Consider the following 19,364-nt stretch of genomic DNA (forward strand, 5'->3'; position numbering starts at 1 on the left):
GGGCCATGAGTCGAGCATCCCCCACCACCTGGTCGAAGCGCCTGGCGCCCTGGGCCCTGCCGATCCTGCTGCTGGTGGTATGGCAGCTGGCGGTCAGCGCGGGCTGGCTGTCGACCCGCATCCTGCCAGCGCCGAGCGCGGTGGTCAGTGCCGGTGTCGAGCTGGTGCGCAGCGGCCAGCTCTGGACCCACCTGGCCATCAGCGGCTGGCGTGCCGGCCTGGGCTTCGTGATCGGCGGCAGCCTCGGCCTGTTGCTGGGCTTCATCACCGGCCTGTCGAACTGGGGCGAGCGCCTGCTCGACAGCTCGGTGCAGATGATCCGCAACGTGCCGCACCTGGCGCTGATCCCGCTGGTGATCCTGTGGTTCGGCATCGACGAGTCGGCAAAGATCTTCCTGGTGGCGCTGGGGACGCTGTTCCCCATCTACCTGAACACCTACCACGGGATCCGCAACGTCGATCCGGCGCTGGTGGAGATGGCGCGCAGCTATGGGCTGTCGGGCTTCGCGTTGTTCCGCCAGGTGATCCTGCCGGGAGCGCTGCCCTCGATCCTGGTCGGCGTGCGCTTCGCCCTGGGCTTCATGTGGCTGACGCTGATCGTCGCCGAGACCATCTCGGCCAACGCCGGCATCGGCTACCTGGCGATGAACGCCCGCGAGTTCCTGCAGACCGATGTTGTGGTGCTGGCCATCGTCCTGTACGCGGTGCTCGGCAAGCTGGCCGACCTGGCCGCCCGTGGCCTGGAGCGGGTGTGGCTGCGCTGGCACCCGGCGTACCAGGTGGCGAAGAAGGAGGGCGCATGATGACCGTGCTCAAGGAACAGCCGCCACGCCTGCTGCGTGGCATCCCCCTGGCGGCCCGGGACCTGCGTCGCACCTTCGGCCAGCGTGAAGTGCTGCGCGGCATAGACCTGCACATTCCGGCCGGCCAGTTCGTCGCCATCGTCGGCCGCAGTGGCTGCGGCAAGAGCACCTTGTTGCGGTTGCTGGCCGGGCTCGACCAACCCAGCGCCGGCCAACTGTTGGCGGGGGCCGCGCCGCTGGCCGAGGCCCGCGAGGATACCCGCCTGATGTTCCAGGACGCGCGCCTGCTGCCCTGGAAAAAGGTAATCGACAACGTCGGCCTGGGCTTGTCCGGAAACTGGCGGCCCCGCGCCCTGGAGGCATTGGCGGCGGTCGGCCTGGTCGATCGCGCCAACGACTGGCCGGCGGCGTTGTCCGGCGGCCAGAAGCAGCGGGTAGCCCTGGCCCGGGCGCTGATCCACCAGCCGCGCCTGCTGCTGCTGGACGAGCCATTGGGCGCGCTGGATGCCCTGACCCGTATCGAAATGCAGCAATTGATCGAGCGCCTGTGGCGCCAGCACGGCTTCACCGTGCTGCTGGTCACCCACGACGTCAGCGAAGCCGTCGCCGTGGCCGATCGGGTGATCCTGATCGAAGACGGCGCCGTCGGCCTGGACCTGGTCGTCGAGCTGCCCCGGCCACGGGTGCGGGGTTCGCACCGCCTGGCGGCGCTGGAAAGCGAAGTGCTCAACCGTGTTCTGTCCGTCCCGGGCACCCCGCCCGAGCCGGAGCCTGTAGCCCCCTTGCCCACGCAGTTGCGTTGGGCTCACTGAATCCTCGAAGCCGCAAAAGGAATGACGCCATGACCATCAAAGCCATCAACGTTCGCAACCAGTTCAAAGGCACCGTGAAGGAAATCCTCGAAGGCCCGGTACTGTCGGAAATCGACGTGCAGACCGCCTCCGGTATCGTCACTTCGGTGATCACCACCCGTTCCGTGAAGGAGCTGGAATTGCAGGTGGGCAGTGAGGTGATCGCCTTCGTGAAATCGACCGAGGTGTCCATCGCCAAGTTGTGATGGTCTGGATAGAGGGCGCTGTGCGCCCTTTTCGCGGCACGAGGCCGCTCCTACAGGGGATCGCATAACCCCTGTAGGAGCGGCCTCGTGCCGCGAAAAGGGCCGCAAAGCGGCCCCAAGGATCTCAAGCCGACCGCTTGGCCAGAAACGGCGGCAGATACAGCCCCAGATACGCCTCGAACACCCGCATCCCCTCTTCCGCCATGCGCGGCGTGATCGCTTCATGCAACTGCATCGAGCGGGCATACACCCGGTCGCTCAGCTCCATCGCCAACGCGAACACATCCACATCCCGAGGCATCGTAGGCAGCTGGAAATGCCGATCGAACAGCCGGTGCATCAGCTCGCCCAGCTCCAGGTCGTGCTGACGGTCGGCCTGTACCACTTCGCTCAGCCCATGCTGGGCCAGGATCAGTTGCCGCGCCGCGGCATCTTCGGTGTAGATGTCGAGCATGCGCTGCTCGATCAGACGCGACAGTTGCGGCCAGGTACTGAATGCAGTGCTGTCGATGGGCGCGTTCAGGGCCTCGCGAAAAGCCCGATGCACGTCGGCGGTCAGTGCCTCGAGCAAGGCCGGCACGCTGGCGAAGAAGTGATACACCGACGACGGCGGAATTTGCGCCCGTTCAGCCACGCTGTAGATCGACAGCGCCGCCACCCCTTGTCCGGCCAGCAGCTCACGGGCCGCAGCGAGGATCGCTTCGATCCTGGCCTGGCTGCTGGCGCGTGGCTTGCGCGGGGTGGCGGGGCGGGTCATCAGTTGCTGATCGCCAGGATGCTGGCCTGGTAGGCACCGACGAACAGGTCGAAGTCACCCACCTCCTGCTGCTCCAGGCGCGACTGCTCGGCCAGGGATTCGCGGGCGAGGGTCTCGAAGGCCTGCTGGCGCTCGGTGGGCAGCGGCTGCTCGCGGAAGGTCTCGGCGTGGTTCCGGCTTTGGCGCAGGGAGAACTTGATGAAGCTTTCGTTGTGTTCGGCCATGCGTGCCAGCACCTGGGCGGATGGCGTCAGCGAGGCGTCATCGACCTTGGCCTGTTGCGCTTCCAGCGCCTTGGCATGTTCGTCGCCACCTTGGGCATGGTCGAGCAACTCGGCCAACTGCCCGATGCGGCCGATCAATTCGCTGGCCCACACTTTCAGCTCGACCGGCTGGCCGTCACGGTGCAGTTCCAGGCCAGGACGGCGGCCTTCCTTGACCACGGTGAGGAAGTTGTCGGTGCACTGGCCGCACTCGCCGTTGTCCAGTTGCGGGCTCTCTTCCAGCGCGCAGAACAGCAGGAAGGCGTCGAGGAAGCGCGCTTCGGTCAGGTCGATACCCACCGGCAGGAACGGGTTGATGTCCAGGCAGCGTACTTCCACGTACTGCACGCCACGGGAGGTCAGGGCCTGGATTGGCCGCTCGCCGGTGTAGGTGACGCGCTTGGGGCGGATGTTCGAGTAGTACTCGTTCTCGATCTGCAGGATGTTGGTGTTCAACTGCACCCACTCGCCATCCTTGTGCGTGCCGACCTCGACATAGGGCGGGTAGGGCGTGCCCACCGCCTTGCGCAGGCTGTCGGTGTAGCTGGCGAGGTTGTTGTAGCAGGGCGTCAGGCCTGCCTGGGCGTTGCTCTGGTAACCCAGGTCGCTCATGCGCAGGCTGGTGGCGTAGGGCAGGTAGAGCGTCTCGGCATCCAGCTCTTCGAGCTGGTGCGCACGACCGCGCAGGAAGCCTTTGTCCAGGGCCGGGGACGCGCCGAACAGGTACATCAGCAGCCAGCTGTAGCGGCGGAAGTTGCGGATCAGCGCGATATAGGCCGAGGACTGGTAGTCGCGGTCGTCCTGCTCGCCGCCTTCGGCATCGCGCAGCAACGGCCACAGCGCTTCGGGCAGGGAGAAGTTGTAGTGGATGCCGGCGATGCACTGCATGGTACGGCCGTAACGCAGGGCCAGGCCCTTGCGATAGACGTGCTTGAGCTTGCCGATGTTCGAGCTGCCATATTCGGCGATCGGGATGTCTTCCTCGGCCGGCAGCGCGCAGGGCATCGACGGGCTCCACAGGTATTCGTCGCCCAGCTTGGTGTAGACGAAACGGTGGATCTGGTCGAGGCTCTCGAGCACCTTGGCCGGGTCGGCCAGGGCCGGGGTGATGAACTCCAGCAGCGACTCGGAATAGTCGGTGGTGATCTGCTCGTTGGTCAGCGCCGAACCCAGGGCTTCGGGGTGCGGGGTCTGGGCCAGGCGACCGTCGTTGGTCACGCGCAGGCATTCGCGCTCAATGCCGTGCAGGCACTGCTTGAGCAGGTCGATATTGTCGCCGAGCAGGCTCAGGCGGCGGTTGAGGAGGTCGCTCAAGATGGATTCCTTCACGCGTCAGTCGCCCCAATATGGGGGTAGGGATGACGGTCTACAAGGGTAGTTGGGAAAGGAACTGGCGTTGTCGCCTGGTTTACGCGGTTCCGTCGCTGGCCTATATCCGCCTGATCGCGGGGCAAGCCCGCTCCCACGAAGCCTGTGAGCATTCGTGGGAGCGGGCTTGCCCCGCGATCAGGTGTACAGCAATACGCCGAAAATACCGCAGATGGGGGCCTGTCAGCTAGAGAACCGCGAAGGTTCCCTGCGCCTTGGCCACCAGCTTGTCGTCCTGAAGCACGTCGGCGTCGACCACCAGCGTGCGCCGCCCGGCGTGCAGCACCCGGGCGGTGCACAGCACCTCGCCCTCGCTGACGGCGCGCATGTAGTTGATCTTGCACTCGATGGTCACGCTCTGCTGGTCGAAGCCATGGCTGGCCGAGCAGGCCAGGCCCATGGCGATGTCCACCAGGCTGAAGATCGCCCCGCCGTGCAGCTTCTGGCCGCGGTTGCGCAGGTGCGGCTCGAGCGCCAGGGCCACCTCTGCAACACCCGTGTCCAGGCGTTGCAGGCGGCAACCCAGCAATTGGCTGAAGGCGCTCTCGACGTACGCTTTCGGTACGTCCATCACTTCTTCTTCAACTGCTTGGCGTTGGCGAACAGTGCCGCCATGGCGTTGTTGGCCGGTGCGGTGGCGGCGCTGGTCTCGCGCTGGCGCGGCGCCTGCTGCTGGCGGTTGCCGCCGTTGCCACGGTTGCCGCCGCGGTTGCCCTCGACTTTCTCGCCGGGGGTGTCGCTCATGCGCATGGACAGGCCGACGCGCTTGCGCGGGATGTCCACTTCCATGACCTTGACCTTGACAACGTCGCCGGCCTTGACCGCTTCACGCGGGTCCTTGACGAACTTCTCGGACAGCGCCGAGATGTGCACCAGGCCGTCCTGGTGCACGCCGATGTCGACGAAGGCACCGAAGTTGGTGACGTTGGTGACCACACCTTCGAGGATCATCCCCGGCTCCAGGTCCTTGAGGTCCTCGACGCCGTCCTGGAAGGTGGCGGTCTTGAACTCCGGGCGTGGGTCGCGGCCCGGTTTGTCCAGCTCCTGGAGGATGTCGGTGACGGTCGGCAGGCCGAAGCTTTCGTCGGTGAACTTCTTCGGATCCAGGCGTTTGAGGAAACCGCTGTCGCCGATCAGCGAGCGAATGTCGCGGTCGGTGTCGGCGGCGATGCGTTGCACCAGCGGGTAGGCTTCCGGGTGCACCGCCGAGGCGTCCAGCGGGTTGTCGCCGTTCATCACGCGCAGGAAGCCGGCGGCCTGTTCGAAGGTCTTCTCGCCCAGGCGGCTGACTTTCTTCAGCGCGGCGCGGGTGGCGAATGGGCCGTGGGCGTCGCGGTGGGCGACGATGTTCTGCGCCAGGGTGGCGTTGAGGCCGGAGATGCGCGTCAGCAGCGCCACGGAAGCGGTGTTGACGTCCACGCCCACGGCGTTCACGCAGTCCTCGACCACGGCGTCCAGGCCGCGGGCCAGCTTCACCTGCGACACGTCGTGCTGGTACTGGCCGACGCCGATGGATTTCGGATCGATCTTGACCAGTTCGGCCAGTGGGTCCTGCAGGCGGCGGGCGATGGACACCGCGCCACGGATCGACACGTCCAGGTCAGGGAATTCGCGAGCGGCCAACTCGGAAGCCGAGTACACCGAGGCGCCGGCCTCGGAGACCATGATCTTGGTGATCTTCAGGGCCGGGTACTTCTTGACCAGCTCGGCCACCAGCTTGTCGCTTTCGCGGCTGGCGGTGCCGTTGCCGATGGCGATCAGCTCGACCGAGTGCTTGGCGCACAGCGCGGCCATGATGGAAATGGTGCGGTCCCAGTCGTTCTTCGGCGCGTGCGGGTAGACCGTGGTGTGGTCCAGCAGCTTGCCGGTGGCGTCGACCACGGCGATCTTGCAGCCGGTGCGCAGGCCCGGGTCGAAGCCCAGCGTTGCGCGCGGACCGGCCGGGGCGGCCAGCAGCAGGTCGTGCAGGTTGTGGGCGAAGACGTTGATCGCCTCGCCTTCGGCGTTGTCGCGCAGCTCGCCGAACAGGTCGGTTTCCAGGTGGGTGTACAGCTTGACCTTCCAGGTCCAGCGCACCACTTCGCCCAGCCATTTGTCGGCCGGGCGGTTGCGGTTCTCGATGCCGACATGGTTGCCGATCATCAGCTCGCACGGGTGCAGGGTGCCCGGCAGCTCCTCGCCGACTTTCAGCGAGGCGCTCAGCACGCCTTCGTTGCGCCCGCGGAAGATCGCCAGGGCACGGTGCGACGGCGCGCTGCGCAGCAGTTCGTCGTGGGCGAAGTAGTCGCGGAACTTGGCGCCTTCCTCTTCCTTGCCGGCGATTACGCGGGCGGTCAGCACCGCTTCCTGCTTGAGGAAACCGCGCAGCTTGTCGAGCAGGGCGGCGTCCTCGGCGAAGCGCTCCATGAGGATGTACTTGGCGCCTTCCAGGGCGGCCTTGACGTCGGCCACGCCTTTTTCGGCGTCGACGAAACGTGCCGCTTCGCTTTCCGGGTTCAGTTGCGGGTCGTTGAACAGGCCGTCGGCCAGCTCGCCCAGGCCCGCTTCCAGGGCGATCTGGCCCTTGGTACGGCGCTTCTGCTTGTACGGCAGGTACAGGTCTTCGAGGCGGGTCTTGGTATCGGCCAGCTTGATCTCGCGGGCCAGCTCCGGGGTCAGCTTGCCCTGCTCCTCGATGCTGGCCAGGATGCTGGCGCGGCGCTCGTCGAGCTCGCGCAGGTAGCGCAGGCGCTCTTCCAGGTGGCGCAGTTGGGTGTCATCCAGGCTGCCGGTCACTTCCTTGCGGTAACGGGCGATGAAGGGCACGGTCGATCCTTCGTCCAACAGGCCCACGGCCGCTTCGACCTGCTGTGGGCGCACGCCCAGTTCCTCGGCGATACGGCTGTTGATGCTGTCCATGAAAACCACCTGGCAAGGATTTAAAGCGGCGCATTATACCGATGTGGGAGCGGGTTTACCCGCGAACAGGGTCAAGTCCTTGTCAGGCACCGTGCTGGTTTCTTCGCGGGTAAACCCGCACACAGGGATCGCGCCAGATTCTAAAAATTGAGCAAGACAGTTGCTCCCACAGGCGTGGCGCGTGGCTTGAGGGCTGCACGGTCACTGTGGGAGCGGCTTCAGCCGCGAACACCGGCATAGCCGGTGCCAGGCACCGCGTCGCCTGCTTCGCGGCGGTGCGGCGGTCCGATAAACCCGCTCCCACAGGGATCGCGCCAGATTCTAAAAATTGAGCAAGACAGTTGCTCCCACAAGCCTGGAAGTGGCGCCGGGGGAAAAATCTGCTAACAATGCACACGGCACGCGCTGCAATGGCTACGCCATAATGCGCGGCGATATCAGAGGAGTTATTCATGACCAGCACCGCAAACGCCGCAGAAGGCGACAAGATTCTCATCGTCGACGACGACCCGGGCCTGAGCAGCCTGCTGGACCGTTTCTTCACCAGCAAGGGCTTCCGTGTCCGCACCGTGCCCAACGTCGAACAGATGGACCGCCTGCTGGCCCGTGAAGTGTTCAACCTGGTGGTCCTCGACCTGATGCTGCCGGGCGAGGACGGCCTGTCTGCGTGCAAGCGCCTGCGCGCGTCGAACAACCAGATCCCGATCATCATGCTCACCGCCAAGGGCGACGAGCTCAGCCGTATCAAGGGCCTGGAGCTGGGCGCCGACGACTACCTGGCCAAGCCGTTCAACCCCGACGAACTGGTGGCCCGGGTCAAGGCCGTGCTGCGCCGCCAGTCCCCGAGCGTGCCGGGCGCGCCGGGCAGCGAGGAAGAGACCGTCACCTTTGGCGACTACGAACTGTCGCTGGCCACCCGCGAACTCAAGCGCGGCGAAGAGACACACATGCTCACCACCGGTGAGTTCGCCGTGCTCAAGGCCCTGGTGATGCACGCCCGCGAGCCGCTGACCCGCGACAAGCTGATGAACCTGGCCCGTGGCCGCGAGTGGGACGCCCTGGAGCGCTCCATCGACGTGCAGATCTCGCGCCTGCGCCGGATGATCGAGCCCGATCCGTCCAAACCACGCTACATCCAGACCGTATGGGGTGTGGGCTACGTCTTCGTGCCGGACGGAAACGCCGGCAAATGAGCCTGTCGGCTCGTCAGGGTGCAGCAGGGCGACCCACGCGGGTCGCCCTGTTTGCGTCTGTGGCGGCCGGCCCTTTCAGTACAGTAGTTGATCGATGAAAACGCCTCTCTGGTTCCCGCAAAGCTTCTTCGCCCGCACCCTCTGGCTGGTGCTGATCGTCGTGCTGTTTTCCAAGGCACTGACGCTCGTGTACCTGCTGATGAACGAGGACGTGCTGGTCGACCGCCAGTACAGCCACGGCGTGGCCCTGACGCTGCGCGCCTACTGGGCCGCGGATGAAGAGAACCGTGACCAGATCGCCGAGGCGGCCGGGCTGATCCGGGTGACCGGCGCCGGCGTGCCGGAGGGCGAGCAGCACTGGCCGTACAGCGAGATCTACCAGCGCCAGATGCAGGCCGAACTGGGCGATGACACCGAGGTGCGCCTGCGCATCCACGCGCCGCCCGCGCTGTGGGTGAATGCCCCGAGCCTGGGCCCGGGCTGGCTCAAGGTGCCGCTGTATCCGCACCCGCTGCGTGGGCAGAAGATCTGGAACGTGCTCGGTTGGTTCCTGGCCATCGGCCTGTTGTCCACGGCATCGGCCTGGATTTTCGTGCGCCAGCTCAACCAGCCGCTCAAGCGCCTGGTGTTCGCCGCCCGCCAGCTGGGCCAGGGGCGCAGTGTGCGCCTGCCGATCAGCGACACCCCGAGCGAGATGACCGAGGTGTACCGCGCGTTCAACCAGATGGCCGAGGATGTCGAGCAGGCCGGGCGTGAGCGCGAGCTGATGCTGGCTGGGGTGTCCCATGACCTGCGCACGCCGCTGACCCGGCTGCGCCTGTCGCTGTCGCTGATGGACAACGACAGCGACCTCAGCGAGGACATGGTCCGTGACATCGAAGACATGGACGCGATCCTCGACCAGTTCCTGGCGTTCATTCGGGACGGGCGCGACGAACCGGTGGAGGAGGTCGACCTCAACGACCTGATCTACGAAGTGGTGGCGCCCTACAACCAGCACAAGGAGCAGGTACGGCTGTGCCTGGAGCCTATCCCGCCGTTCCCGCTGCGCCGGGTGTCGCTCAAGCGCATGCTGGGCAACCTGATCGGCAACGCCCTGCATCACGCCGGCAAGGGCGTCGAGGTGGCGGCCTATGTGTCGGGCGACCAGAGCGCGCCGTATGTGGTGCTCAGCGTGCTGGACCGTGGCGCGGGCATCGACGAGTCGGAGCTGGAGACCATCTTCAACCCGTTCATCCGTGGCGACCGGGCACGGGGCGGCAAGGGCACCGGGTTGGGGTTGGCGATCGTCAAGCGCATTGCCGCGCAGCATGGCGGCAATGTGGAGTTGCGCAACCGCTCCGGTGGCGGGATCGAGGCGCGGGTGAGGTTGCCGCTGGGGTTGTTGTTGCCGCGTAACGCTGTCTGATCGTTGTTGTTTGTACGGGCCTCTTCGCGGCTAAATCCGCTCCCACAGAGAACCTGCAAAAACCTGTGGGAGCGGCTTCAGCCGCGAAGAGGCCGGTAAAGGCACCATCAACCCTTGCCTTTGGTCCGCGTCTGATTCGGCCCGCTGTTCTTCTCGAGATGCTCGATGATCATCCCGGCCACGTCCTTGCCGGTGGTTACCTCGATACCCTCAAGCCCCGGCGATGAATTCACCTCCATCACCAGCGGCCCGTGATTGGAACGCAGGATATCCACCCCCGCCACGCTCAAGCCCATGACCTTTGCCGCGCGAATCGCGGTCATGCGCTCCTCGGGGGTGATCTTGATCAGGCTGGCCACGCCACCACGGTGCAGGTTGGAGCGAAACTCGCCCGGCTTGGCCTGGCGCTTCATCGAGGCGATCACCTTGTCGCCCACCACGAAGCAGCGAATGTCGGCGCCCCCGGCCTCCTTGATGTATTCCTGGACCATGATGTTCTGCTTCAGGCCCATGAACGCCTCGATCACCGATTCGGCGGCCTTGGTGGTCTCGCACAGCACCACCCCGATACCCTGGGTGCCTTCGAGCACCTTGATTACCAGCGGCGCGCCGTTGACCATCTGGATCAGGTCGGGAATGTCGTCCGGCGAGTGGGCGAAACCGGTGATCGGCAGGCCGATACCGCGCCGAGACAGCAGCTGCAGCGAGCGCAGCTTGTCCCGCGATCGGGCAATGGCCACCGATTCGTTGAGCGGGTACACGCCCATCATCTCGAACTGGCGCAGCACCGCGCAGCCATAGAAGGTGACCGATGCGCCGATGCGCGGGATCACCGCATCGAACCCCTCCAGCGGCTTGCCGCGGTAATGGATCTGCGGCTTGTGGCTGGCGATGTTCATATAGGCCCGGAGCGTGTCGATCACCACCACTTCGTGGCCCCGCTGGGTACCGGCCTCGACCAGGCGGCGGGTGGAATACAGACGCGGATTGCGCGACAGCACAGCGATCTTCATGCAGCACCTGTGACAGGGGAAAGGGTGGCCGGGAAGGCCGGTTTGTCCTGGACGTACTTAAGGCCTGGGTTGACCACCAGCTGGCCATGGATGAGCGCCTTCGAGCCGAGCAGCAGCCGATAGCGCATGCTCTTGCGGCAGGCCAGGGTGAACTCGACCTCCCAGACCCGGTCGCCGAGCGCCAGGGCCGTACGGATCACGTAGCGGATCTGGGCCTGGCCGTTGGAGCTCTTGATGGTCTTCATGGTCACCAGCGGCGCCTCGCAACGCCGGTGGCGCAGCTGCACCACCGAGCCCAGGTGCGCGGTGAAGCGCACCCATGGCTGGCCATCGCGCTCGAACGGTTCGACCTCGGTGGCGTGCAGGCTGGAGGTGCTGGCACCGGTGTCGATCTTGGCGCGCAGGCCGGCGACACCCAGCTCGGGCAGGGCGACCCACTCGCGCAGGCCGATCACAGTCAGGTGGTCAAATGTCTTCACGAAGCGTGCCCTGGGGATATGGAGGTGAACTGTAATGACGGCACGGACTTTTTGCATCCGTCAGTCACGGTAGTACAGTTCCGTGAAAGACAGAATTCGAGGAAAGACCATGGCACAAAAGCCTGAAGACGACGACAAGGTACGCCTGGACAAATGGCTGTGGGCGGCGCGCTTCTACAAGACCCGCGCCTTGGCCAAGGCGGCGATCGAAAGCGGCAAGGTGCACTGCCGGGGCGAGCGCTGCAAGCCGGGCAAGGAGCCACGGGTGGGCGACGAGTTCGTGCTGCGCACCGGTTTCGACGAGCGCACCGTGGTGGTCAGGGCATTGTCGGTGGTGCGCCGCGGAGCGCCTGAGGCGCAGACGCTCTACGAGGAAACGGCCGAGAGCGTGAAACGTCGCGAACAGGCGGCCGAGATGCGCAAGGCGGGCGCGCTGGGCATGACCAGCGATGGGCGACCGAACAAGAAGCAGCGGCGGCAGATCCACCAGTTGCAGGGCAATTTCGAATGATCGGTGCTGCTATGCAGCCCTCGCAACCAGCCCCTTGCAACATCCAGTAACTCCTCGACAGATGAGCAGGAAAATGGGATTCACTACCATTTACACTTCTCAATCCAGCGAGGAGTACCCCCGATGTTGCCCCGCAAGCCCCTACTGGCCGCCCTGGCCCTCACTCTGTTCGGCGGCACCGCCCAGGCGGCGGATGAAGTGGTGGTGTACTCCTCGCGCATCGACGAGCTGATCAAGCCGGTGTTCGACGCCTATACCGCCAAGACCGGCGTCAAGATCAAGTTCATCACCGACAAGGAAGCCCCGCTGATGCAGCGCATCAAGGCCGAGGGCGAGAACGGCGTGGCCGACCTGCTGCTCACCGTCGATGCCGGCAACCTCTGGCAGGCCGAGCAGATGGGCATCCTGCAGCCGATCAAGTCGGCGGTCATCGACCAGAACATCCCGCCGCAGTACCGCGCCTCGTCCCATGACTGGACCGGCCTGAGCCTGCGCGCGCGGACCATCGCCTACTCCACCGACCGGGTCAAACCGGGTGAGCTCAGCACCTACGAGGCCCTGGCCGACAAGAACTGGGAGGGCCGCCTGTGCCTGCGCACGGCGAAGAAGGTCTACAACCAGTCGCTGACCGCCACGCTGATCGAGAACCACGGCGAGGCCGAGACCGAGAAGCTGATCAAGGGCTGGGTCAACAACCTGTCCACCGATGTGTTCTCCGACGACACCGCGGTGCTCCAGGCCATCGCCGCCGGGCAGTGCGACGTGGGCATCGTCAACACCTACTACTACGGGCGCCTGCACAAGGAGAAGCCTGACCTGCCGGTGAAGCTGTTCTGGCCCAACCAGGCTGATCGCGGCGTGCACGTCAACCTGTCGGGTATCGGCCTGACCAAGCATGCACCGCATCCGGAAGCGGCGAGGAAACTGGTGGAGTGGATGACCGGCGAGGAGGCGCAGAAGCTGTTCGCCGACATCAACCAGGAGTTCCCGGCCAACCCGAAGGTCAAGCCTTCGACGGAAGTCGCGGCCTGGGGCAGCTTCAAGACCGACAGCATTCCGGTGGAAGTCGCCGGCAAGCGCCAGGCCGAAGCGATTCGCTTGATGGATCGGGCTGGCTGGAACTGAGTTTCAGCGCTTATCCTTGCGGGGCCCTACAAGGGCCCCTTCGCGGCTAAAGCCGCTCCCACAGGTTCTGCGCTGCCTGGCAGGTTTGCGCGATCCCTGTGGGAGCGGCTTTAGCCGCGAACGACCGCGCAGCGGTCGCCACCTGCAACCGAGACTCCTGCATTGCCCCACACCTCCCAACGCCGCTGGTACCTGCCGGTCTCCCTGACCGCCGCCCTGGTCCTGCTCCCGCTGAGCGTCCTGCTGCTGTCCTGGCAATCGGTCGACATGCAGATCTGGTCGCACCTGCTCGACACCCAGATGAGCCGCCTGCTGGGCAACACCCTGACCCTGGTGCTGGGGGTGGGCCTCGGCGTGACCGTGCTGGGGGTGAGCCTGGCCTGGCTCACCAGCCTCTGCGAATTCCCCGGTCGGCGCTGGCTGGACTGGGCGCTGATGCTGCCGTTCGCGATTCCGGCCTATGTCCTGGCGTTCGTCTTCGTCGGCCTGCTCGACTTCGCAGGCCCCGTGCAGACGGCCCTGCGCGAGGTGTTCGGGCCCATGCGCCTGCCGCGGGTGCGCTCCACGGGCGGCGTGATCACGGTGCTGGTGCTGGTGTTCTATCCCTATGTCTACCTGCTGGCGCGTACCGCGTTCATGGCCCAGGGCAAGGGCCTGATGGAGGCGGCGCGGGTACTCGGGCTGTCGCCGCTGCAGGCGTTCTGGCGGGTGGCCTTGCCCATGGCGCGCCCGGCCATCGGCGCCGGCATCGCCCTGGCGCTGATGGAGACCCTGGCCGATTTCGGCGCGGTGGCGGTGTTCAACTTCGACACCTTCACCACGGCCATCTACAAGACCTGGTACGGCTTCTTCAGCCTGTCCAGCGCGGCGCAGCTGGCCAGCCTGCTGCTGCTGGCGGTGATGCTGGTGCTGTATGGCGAGCGCCGCGCCCGTGGTGCCAGCCGCAGCGGCAATGAGCGGCCGCGAGGCCAGGCGCTGTACCACCTGCGGGGGATCAAGGCATTGGCCGCCAGCGGCTGGTGCCTGCTGGTGTTCGCCTGCGCCTTCGTCATTCCGATGCTGCAGTTGCTGGCGTGGTTCTGGCAGCGCGGCCGACACGATCTGGATGAGCGGTATGTCGGGTTGGTCCTGCACACTTTGTACCTGGGCGCCATGGCGGCGCTGATCACGGTCAGTGTGGCCATGCTGATGGCCTTCGCCCGGCGCCAGGCGCCGACCACGGCCATCCGCGCCGGGGTCGGCCTGGCCAACCTCGGCTATGCCTTGCCGGGCTCGGTGCTGGCTGTATCGATCATGCTGGCGTTCAGCTACCTGGACAACCAACTGGTGGTGCCGCTGTTGCAATGGTTGGGCGGGGCGGGCAAGCCGTTGCTGCTGGGCAGCCTGTCGGCCCTGCTGCTGGCCTACCTGGTGCGCTTCATCGCCGTGGCCTATGGCCCGTTGGAAAGCAGCCTGGAGCGGATCCGTCCGTCGTTGCCGGAGGCGTCGCGCAGCCTCGGGGTCGCCGGGCCGGGATTGTTTTTCAAGGTGTATCTGCCGTTGCTGGTGCCCGGTGCGCTCAGCGCCGCCCTGCTGGTGTTCGTCGACGTGTTGAAAGAGATGCCGGCGACCCTGCTGATGCGCCCGTTCGGCTGGGACACCCTGGCCGTGCGGGTGTTCGAGATGACCAGCGAGGGCGAATGGGCACGGGCCTCGCTGCCGGCCCTGACCCTGGTGCTGGTCGGCCTGCTGCCGGTGATCGGCCTGATCCGTCGCTCGGCCCATCGTCCGGGCCACCCGCGCTGAGGGTGCCACGCAGCCTCCTTGCGGCTACAATGCGCGGCATTCGCAGCGACGGGTCCTACAAGAACAGGTGATGATTGAACATCGCCGACCGCCGCCGCCTCGCCACGCCCGGAAGGAGAAACCCATGGGACAGCGTACGCCTCTGTATGACCTGCACCTGGCGCTCGGCGCCAAGACGGTCGATTTCGGCGGATGGGACATGCCCCTGCATTACGGCTCGCAAGTCGAGGAGCACCACCAGGTGCGCAGTGACTGCGGGGTCTTCGATGTCTCCCACATGACCGTCATCGATATCGACGGTTGCGCCGCCACACCCTGGCTGCAACACCTGCTGGCCAATGACGTGACGCGTCTGGAAAGCCCCGGCAAGGCCCTCTACAGCCCCCTGCTCAACGCCGACGGCGGGGTGATAGACGACCTGATCGCCTACCGCATCGAGGACGGCTACCGTCTGGTGGCCAATGCCGCCACCCGCGACAAGGTACTGGCCTGGCTGCAAGCGCGTAGCGAAGGTTTCAAGGTCGGTTTCAAGGTGCGCCCTGACCTGGCCATTCTCGCCATCCAGGGCCCCCATGCCCGGGAAAAGGTCGCCGCCTTGCTCAGCGCCTCGCGTGCCGCGCTGATCCGCGAACTGCGCCCGTTCGAAGGCCTCGCCGACGGTGACTGGTTCATCGCCCGCACCGGTTATACCGGCGAGGACGGCCTGGAGATCATCCTTCCCGGCGCACAGGCCCCGGCGTTCTTCAACGACCTGGTCGGCGCCGGCATCGCCCCGAGCGGCCTGGGCGCGCGCGATACGCTGCGCCTTGAAGCCGGCATGAACCTGTATGGCCAGGACATCGACGAAGCCCACACCCCACTGACCTCCAACCTGGGTTGGAGCGTCGCCTGGGAGCCGGCGGGGCGCGAATTCATTGGCCGTGCCGGCCTGCTGGCGGAAATCGAGCAGGGCGTGAAGGAAAAACTGGTCGGCCTGGTGCTCGAGGAGCGCGGTGTACTGCGTGCCCACCAGGTGGTCCGTGTATCCGGGATTGGCGAAGGAGAGATAACCAGTGGTAGTTTCTCGCCTACGCTGAGCAAATCCATTGCCCTGGCCCGCGTGCCGATGGCCACCGGCGACCGCGCCGAGGTGGAGATCCGCGGCAAGTGGTACCCGGTGCGGGTGGTCAAGCCGACCTTCGTGCGCCATGGCAAGATCCTGATCTGATTATTCAAATGGCGGGCCGACCGCTGACCCTAACGAGGAATACAAGACTATGAGCCAAATCCCCGCCGACCTGCGTTTTGCCGAAAGCCATGAATGGGCCCGCCTGGAAGCCGATGGCACAGTGACCGTGGGTATCAGCGATCACGCCCAGGAAGCCCTGGGTGACGTGGTGTTCGTCGAGCTGGCCGAAGTCGGCAAGGTGTTCGCTGCTGGCGACGCCGCTGGCGTGGTCGAGTCGGTCAAGGCAGCTTCGGACATCTACGCGCCGGTGGGTGGCGAGGTGATCGCGGTCAACGAAGAACTGGCCGACAGCCCGGAACTGCTCAACGAATCGCCGTACGATTCGTGGATCTTCAAACTGAAGCCGAGCGACAAGTCCGAGCTGGACAAGCTGCTGGATGCCGCTGGTTACGCAGCCCTGATCGGCGAGTGACAGGACCGGCCTCATCGCGGGGCAAGCCCGCTCCCACGCATGGTACACATCGTGGGAGCGGGCTTGCCCCGCGATGAGGCCGGTATTGTAAAAGCAAGTTTTCCCGCAACATCGCTGATCCCTTCCTAGACTTGTAAGTCTCCCTTGAGAACTGGTCCAGGAAGAGATCGTCGCCATGTCCCAGTCGCCATCCCTGCATCAACTGCAAGAGCCCAACCCTTTCCTGCGTCGCCACCTGGGGCCCGATGCCCAGGAGCAGCAGGCCATGCTCGACGCCCTTGGCGTCGCCAGCCGCAGCGAACTGATCGAGCAGACGGTACCGCCGGGCATCCGCTTCAACCGCCCGCTGGACCTGCCGCCAGCCCTCGATGAGCAGGCCGCGCTGGCCAGGCTGGCGAGCCATGCCGCGCAGAACCAGCTGTGGACCAGCCTGATCGGCATGGGCTACCACGCGACCATCACCCCTACGGTCATCCTGCGCAACGTGCTGGAGAATCCCGGCTGGTACACCGCCTACACGCCCTATCAGCCGGAAATCGCCCAAGGGCGGCTGGAGGCGCTGCTGAACTACCAGCAGATGGTCATCGACCTCACCGGCCTGGCCCTGGCCAATGCCTCGTTGCTCGACGAGGCCACCGCCGCCGCCGAGGCCATGGCCATGGCCAAGCGTGTGGCACGCAGCAAGAGCAATGCCTTTTTCGCCGACGAGCACTGCCACCCGCAGACCCTGTCGGTGCTCAAGACCCGCGCCGAGGGCTTCGGCTTCGAGCTGATCATCGATTCTGTGGATAACCTGGCCAAGCACAAGGTGTTCGGGGCGTTGCTGCAGTACCCGGACACCCACGGCGAGGTGCGCGACCTGCGTCCGCTGGTCGAGCAACTGCACGCCCAGCAGGCCCTGGCCTGCGTCGCCGCCGACATTCTCAGCCTGGTGGTGCTGACGCCGCCGGGCGAGCTGGGGGCCGACGTGGTGCTCGGCTCGACCCAGCGCTTTGGCGTGCCCATGGGCTACGGCGGGCCACACGCGGCCTATTTCGCCTGCCGCGACGACTACAAGCGGGCCATGCCCGGGCGCATCATCGGCGTGTCCCGCGATGCCCGCGGCAACACCGCGCTGCGCATGGCCCTGCAGACCCGCGAGCAACACATCCGCCGGGAGAAGGCCAACTCCAATATCTGCACGGCCCAGGTGCTGCTGGCCAACATCGCCGGCTTCTACGCTGTCTACCACGGCCCCGAGGGCCTGCAGCGCATCGCCCAGCGGGTGCACAGGCTGACCTTCATCCTTGCCGCCGGCCTCGAAGCCAAGGGCATCAAGCGCCTCAACCAGCACTTCTTCGATACCCTGACCCTGGACGTCGGCGGCACCCAGGCGGCGATCATCGAAAGCGCCGTGAACGCCCGCATCAACCTGCGCATCCTCGGGCGCGGGCATCTGGGGGTGAGCCTGGACGAAACCTGTGACGAAGCCACGGTGCTCAAGCTGCTGGATATCTTCCTCGGCGTCGATCATGGCCTGGATATCGCCACGCTCGACCAGCAGGCGCTGCCCGAAGGCATCCCCGGCGCGCTGGTGCGCCGTACCCCGATCCTCGGCCACCCGGTGTTCAACCTGCACCACAGCGAAACCGAGATGCTGCGCTACCTCAAGCAGCTGGAGAACAAGGACCTGGCTTTGAACCAGTCGATGATCCCACTGGGCTCGTGCACCATGAAGCTCAACGCCACCAGCGAGATGATCCCGATCACCTGGCCGGAGTTCGCCCAGCCGCACCCCTTCGCCCCGGCCGCCCAGGTGCAAGGCTACAAGGCGATGATCGACGAGCTGGAAAGTTGGTTGTGCGCGATCACCGGCTTCGACGCCATCTGCATGCAGCCCAACTCCGGTGCCCAGGGCGAATACGCCGGGCTCATGGCGATCACCCGTTACCACCGCAGCCGTCACCAGCCCGGGCGCACCTTGTGCCTGATCCCGTCCTCGGCCCATGGCACCAACCCGGCATCGGCGCAGATGGCCGGCATGGAAGTGGTGATCGTCGAGTGCGACGAAGACGGCAACGTCGATCTCGACGATCTCAAGGCCAAGGCCCACGCCGCCGGCGAGCGGCTGTCATGCCTCATGGTGACCTACCCCTCCACCCATGGCGTGTACGAGGAGGGGATCCGCGAGATCTGCGAAGTGGTGCACCAGTACGGTGGGCAGGTGTACATGGACGGCGCCAACCTCAATGCCCAGGTGGGGCTGGCGCGACCGGCGGACATCGGTGCCGATGTCTCGCACATGAACCTGCACAAGACCTTCTGCATTCCCCATGGCGGTGGCGGTCCGGGCATGGGCCCGATCGGCATCCGCGCCCACCTCAAGCCGTTCGTCGCCAGCCACCCGGTGGTGCCGGTGCCGGGCTTGGAACCGACCAACAGCGCGGTGAGCGCTGCGCCCTGGGGCAGTGCCAGCATCCTGCCGATCAGCTGGATGTACATCGCCATGATGGGGCCGCAACTGGCCGACGCCAGCGAGGTGGCGATCCTGTCCGCCAACTACCTGGCCAGCCAGCTGCGCGATGCCTTCCCGGTGCTCTACCGTGGGCGCAACCAACGGGTGGCCCATGAGTGCATCTTCGACCTGCGGCCGCTCAAGGCGCTGACCGGCATCACCGAGGAGGATGTGGCCAAGCGCCTGATGGACTACGGCTTCCATGCGCCGACCATGTCGTTCCCGGTGCCGGGCACGCTGATGGTCGAGCCCACCGAGAGCGAGTCGAAGGCCGAACTGGACCGTTTCGTCGAGGCGATGCTGGCGATCAGGGCGGAAATCGCCGAGGTGCAGGAGGGCAACTGGCCGGCCGAGGACAATCCGCTCAAGCATGCGCCGCACACCCTGGCCGACGTGCTGGCGCCGTGGAACCGGCCATACAGCATCGAGCAGGGCATCGCCCCCAGCGCTCACGCGCGCCAGCACAAGTACTGGCCGGCGGTGAACCGGGTCGACAACGTGTATGGGGACAGGAATCTGTTCTGTGCGTGCGTGCCGGTGGAGGCGTATCGCTGAGAGGGGAACCATCCC

General features: G+C 65.9%; 17 protein-coding genes. 11 read left to right on the forward strand and 6 right to left on the reverse strand.

Annotated elements, in window-relative coordinates; genetic code table 11:
- The first annotated feature begins 5 nt into the window (after window positions 1–5).
- Genes ssuC through NMG10_RS19945 form a run of 3 tightly spaced genes read left to right on the forward strand, consistent with a single transcriptional unit; the run spans window position 6 to window position 1,860 of the window.
- Window positions 6–803: an aliphatic sulfonate ABC transporter permease SsuC gene (gene ssuC / locus NMG10_RS19935; RefSeq protein ID WP_234560598.1), complete on the forward strand. Its 798-nt coding sequence runs from the start codon at window positions 6–8 to the stop codon at window positions 801–803.
- Window positions 803–1,615, forward strand: a complete 813-nt coding sequence (gene ssuB, locus NMG10_RS19940; RefSeq protein WP_254464991.1) for an aliphatic sulfonates ABC transporter ATP-binding protein — start codon at window positions 803–805, stop codon at window positions 1,613–1,615. The genes ssuC and ssuB overlap by 1 nt, the downstream gene beginning before the upstream one ends.
- 29 nt (window positions 1,616–1,644) lie before the next feature.
- Window positions 1,645–1,860: a molybdopterin-binding protein gene (locus NMG10_RS19945; RefSeq protein WP_008095172.1), complete on the forward strand. Its 216-nt coding sequence runs from the start codon at window positions 1,645–1,647 to the stop codon at window positions 1,858–1,860.
- Window positions 1,861–1,984: 124 nt separating this feature from the next.
- Here the strand turns inward: NMG10_RS19945 and NMG10_RS19950 are convergent, their stop codons facing one another.
- The 4 genes from NMG10_RS19950 to NMG10_RS19965 all read right to left on the reverse strand — a co-directional run bounded on the left by NMG10_RS19950 (window position 1,985) and on the right by NMG10_RS19965 (window position 7,146).
- On the reverse strand, window positions 1,985–2,617 hold the full coding sequence (locus tag NMG10_RS19950; protein WP_232854977.1) for a TetR/AcrR family transcriptional regulator: 633 nt from the start codon (window positions 2,615–2,617) through the stop codon (window positions 1,985–1,987).
- Window positions 2,617–4,194, reverse strand: coding sequence for a glutamate--cysteine ligase (gene gshA / locus NMG10_RS19955; protein ID WP_254464985.1), 1,578 nt, complete (start codon window positions 4,192–4,194; stop codon window positions 2,617–2,619). Before gshA ends, NMG10_RS19950 begins: the two co-directional genes overlap by 1 nt.
- 241 nt (window positions 4,195–4,435) lie before the next feature.
- Complete coding sequence (locus NMG10_RS19960) at window positions 4,436–4,819, reverse strand: PaaI family thioesterase (RefSeq protein ID WP_110735521.1); 384 nt, start codon at window positions 4,817–4,819, stop codon at window positions 4,436–4,438.
- On the reverse strand, window positions 4,819–7,146 hold the full coding sequence (locus tag NMG10_RS19965) for a Tex family protein (RefSeq protein ID WP_254464986.1): 2,328 nt from the start codon (window positions 7,144–7,146) through the stop codon (window positions 4,819–4,821). The genes NMG10_RS19960 and NMG10_RS19965 overlap by 1 nt, the downstream gene beginning before the upstream one ends.
- Before the next feature lie 452 nt (window positions 7,147–7,598).
- Between NMG10_RS19965 and ompR the strand changes: the two genes are divergently transcribed.
- Together ompR and NMG10_RS19975 are read left to right on the forward strand one after the other, a co-directional pair.
- On the forward strand, window positions 7,599–8,339 hold the full coding sequence (gene ompR, locus NMG10_RS19970; RefSeq protein WP_028689209.1) for a two-component system response regulator OmpR: 741 nt from the start codon (window positions 7,599–7,601) through the stop codon (window positions 8,337–8,339).
- Between the two features lie 94 nt (window positions 8,340–8,433).
- Window positions 8,434–9,747: an ATP-binding protein gene (locus tag NMG10_RS19975; RefSeq protein WP_110735515.1), complete on the forward strand. Its 1,314-nt coding sequence runs from the start codon at window positions 8,434–8,436 to the stop codon at window positions 9,745–9,747.
- 107 nt (window positions 9,748–9,854) lie between these two features.
- On the opposite strand, the gene rimK is transcribed toward NMG10_RS19975, so the two are convergent.
- Both rimK and NMG10_RS19985 read right to left on the reverse strand, forming a co-directional pair.
- The gene (gene rimK, locus NMG10_RS19980; protein WP_011531656.1) at window positions 9,855–10,760 is read right to left on the reverse strand and encodes a 30S ribosomal protein S6--L-glutamate ligase; all 906 of its coding nucleotides are present in this window, start codon (window positions 10,758–10,760) and stop codon (window positions 9,855–9,857) included.
- Window positions 10,757–11,206, reverse strand: a complete 450-nt coding sequence (locus tag NMG10_RS19985) for an ATP-dependent zinc protease (RefSeq protein WP_175406171.1) — start codon at window positions 11,204–11,206, stop codon at window positions 10,757–10,759. The genes rimK and NMG10_RS19985 overlap by 4 nt, the downstream gene beginning before the upstream one ends.
- 142 nt (window positions 11,207–11,348) lie before the next feature.
- Here NMG10_RS19985 and NMG10_RS19990 point away from each other — a divergent pair, with 142 nt between their 5' ends.
- From NMG10_RS19990 to gcvP, 6 genes are all read left to right on the forward strand, one after another.
- Window positions 11,349–11,750 (forward strand): RNA-binding S4 domain-containing protein, encoded by a 402-nt coding sequence (locus NMG10_RS19990; RefSeq protein WP_203649562.1) that lies wholly within the window; start codon window positions 11,349–11,351, stop codon window positions 11,748–11,750.
- Between the two features lie 123 nt (window positions 11,751–11,873).
- Entirely contained in the window at window positions 11,874–12,875 is a 1,002-nt protein-coding gene (locus tag NMG10_RS19995; protein WP_254464987.1) for an extracellular solute-binding protein, read from the forward strand.
- Window positions 12,876–13,037: 162 nt separating this feature from the next.
- Complete coding sequence (locus NMG10_RS20000) at window positions 13,038–14,660, forward strand: iron ABC transporter permease (protein ID WP_254464988.1); 1,623 nt, start codon at window positions 13,038–13,040, stop codon at window positions 14,658–14,660.
- Window positions 14,661–14,784: 124 nt separating this feature from the next.
- Window positions 14,785–15,867, forward strand: a complete 1,083-nt coding sequence (gene gcvT, locus NMG10_RS20005; protein WP_254464989.1) for a glycine cleavage system aminomethyltransferase GcvT — start codon at window positions 14,785–14,787, stop codon at window positions 15,865–15,867.
- A gap of 49 nt (window positions 15,868–15,916) precedes the next feature.
- Window positions 15,917–16,300, forward strand: coding sequence for a glycine cleavage system protein GcvH (gcvH, locus tag NMG10_RS20010; protein WP_203649571.1), 384 nt, complete (start codon window positions 15,917–15,919; stop codon window positions 16,298–16,300).
- A 175-nt stretch (window positions 16,301–16,475) separates the two neighbouring features.
- Window positions 16,476–19,349 (forward strand): aminomethyl-transferring glycine dehydrogenase, encoded by a 2,874-nt coding sequence (gene gcvP / locus NMG10_RS20015; protein WP_254464990.1) that lies wholly within the window; start codon window positions 16,476–16,478, stop codon window positions 19,347–19,349.
- Window positions 19,350–19,364: the final 15 nt, after the last annotated feature.

Source organism: Pseudomonas sp. DVZ6 (assembly GCF_024259445.1).
Classification (GTDB): Bacteria; Pseudomonadota; Gammaproteobacteria; order Pseudomonadales; family Pseudomonadaceae; genus Aquipseudomonas; species Aquipseudomonas peradeniyensis.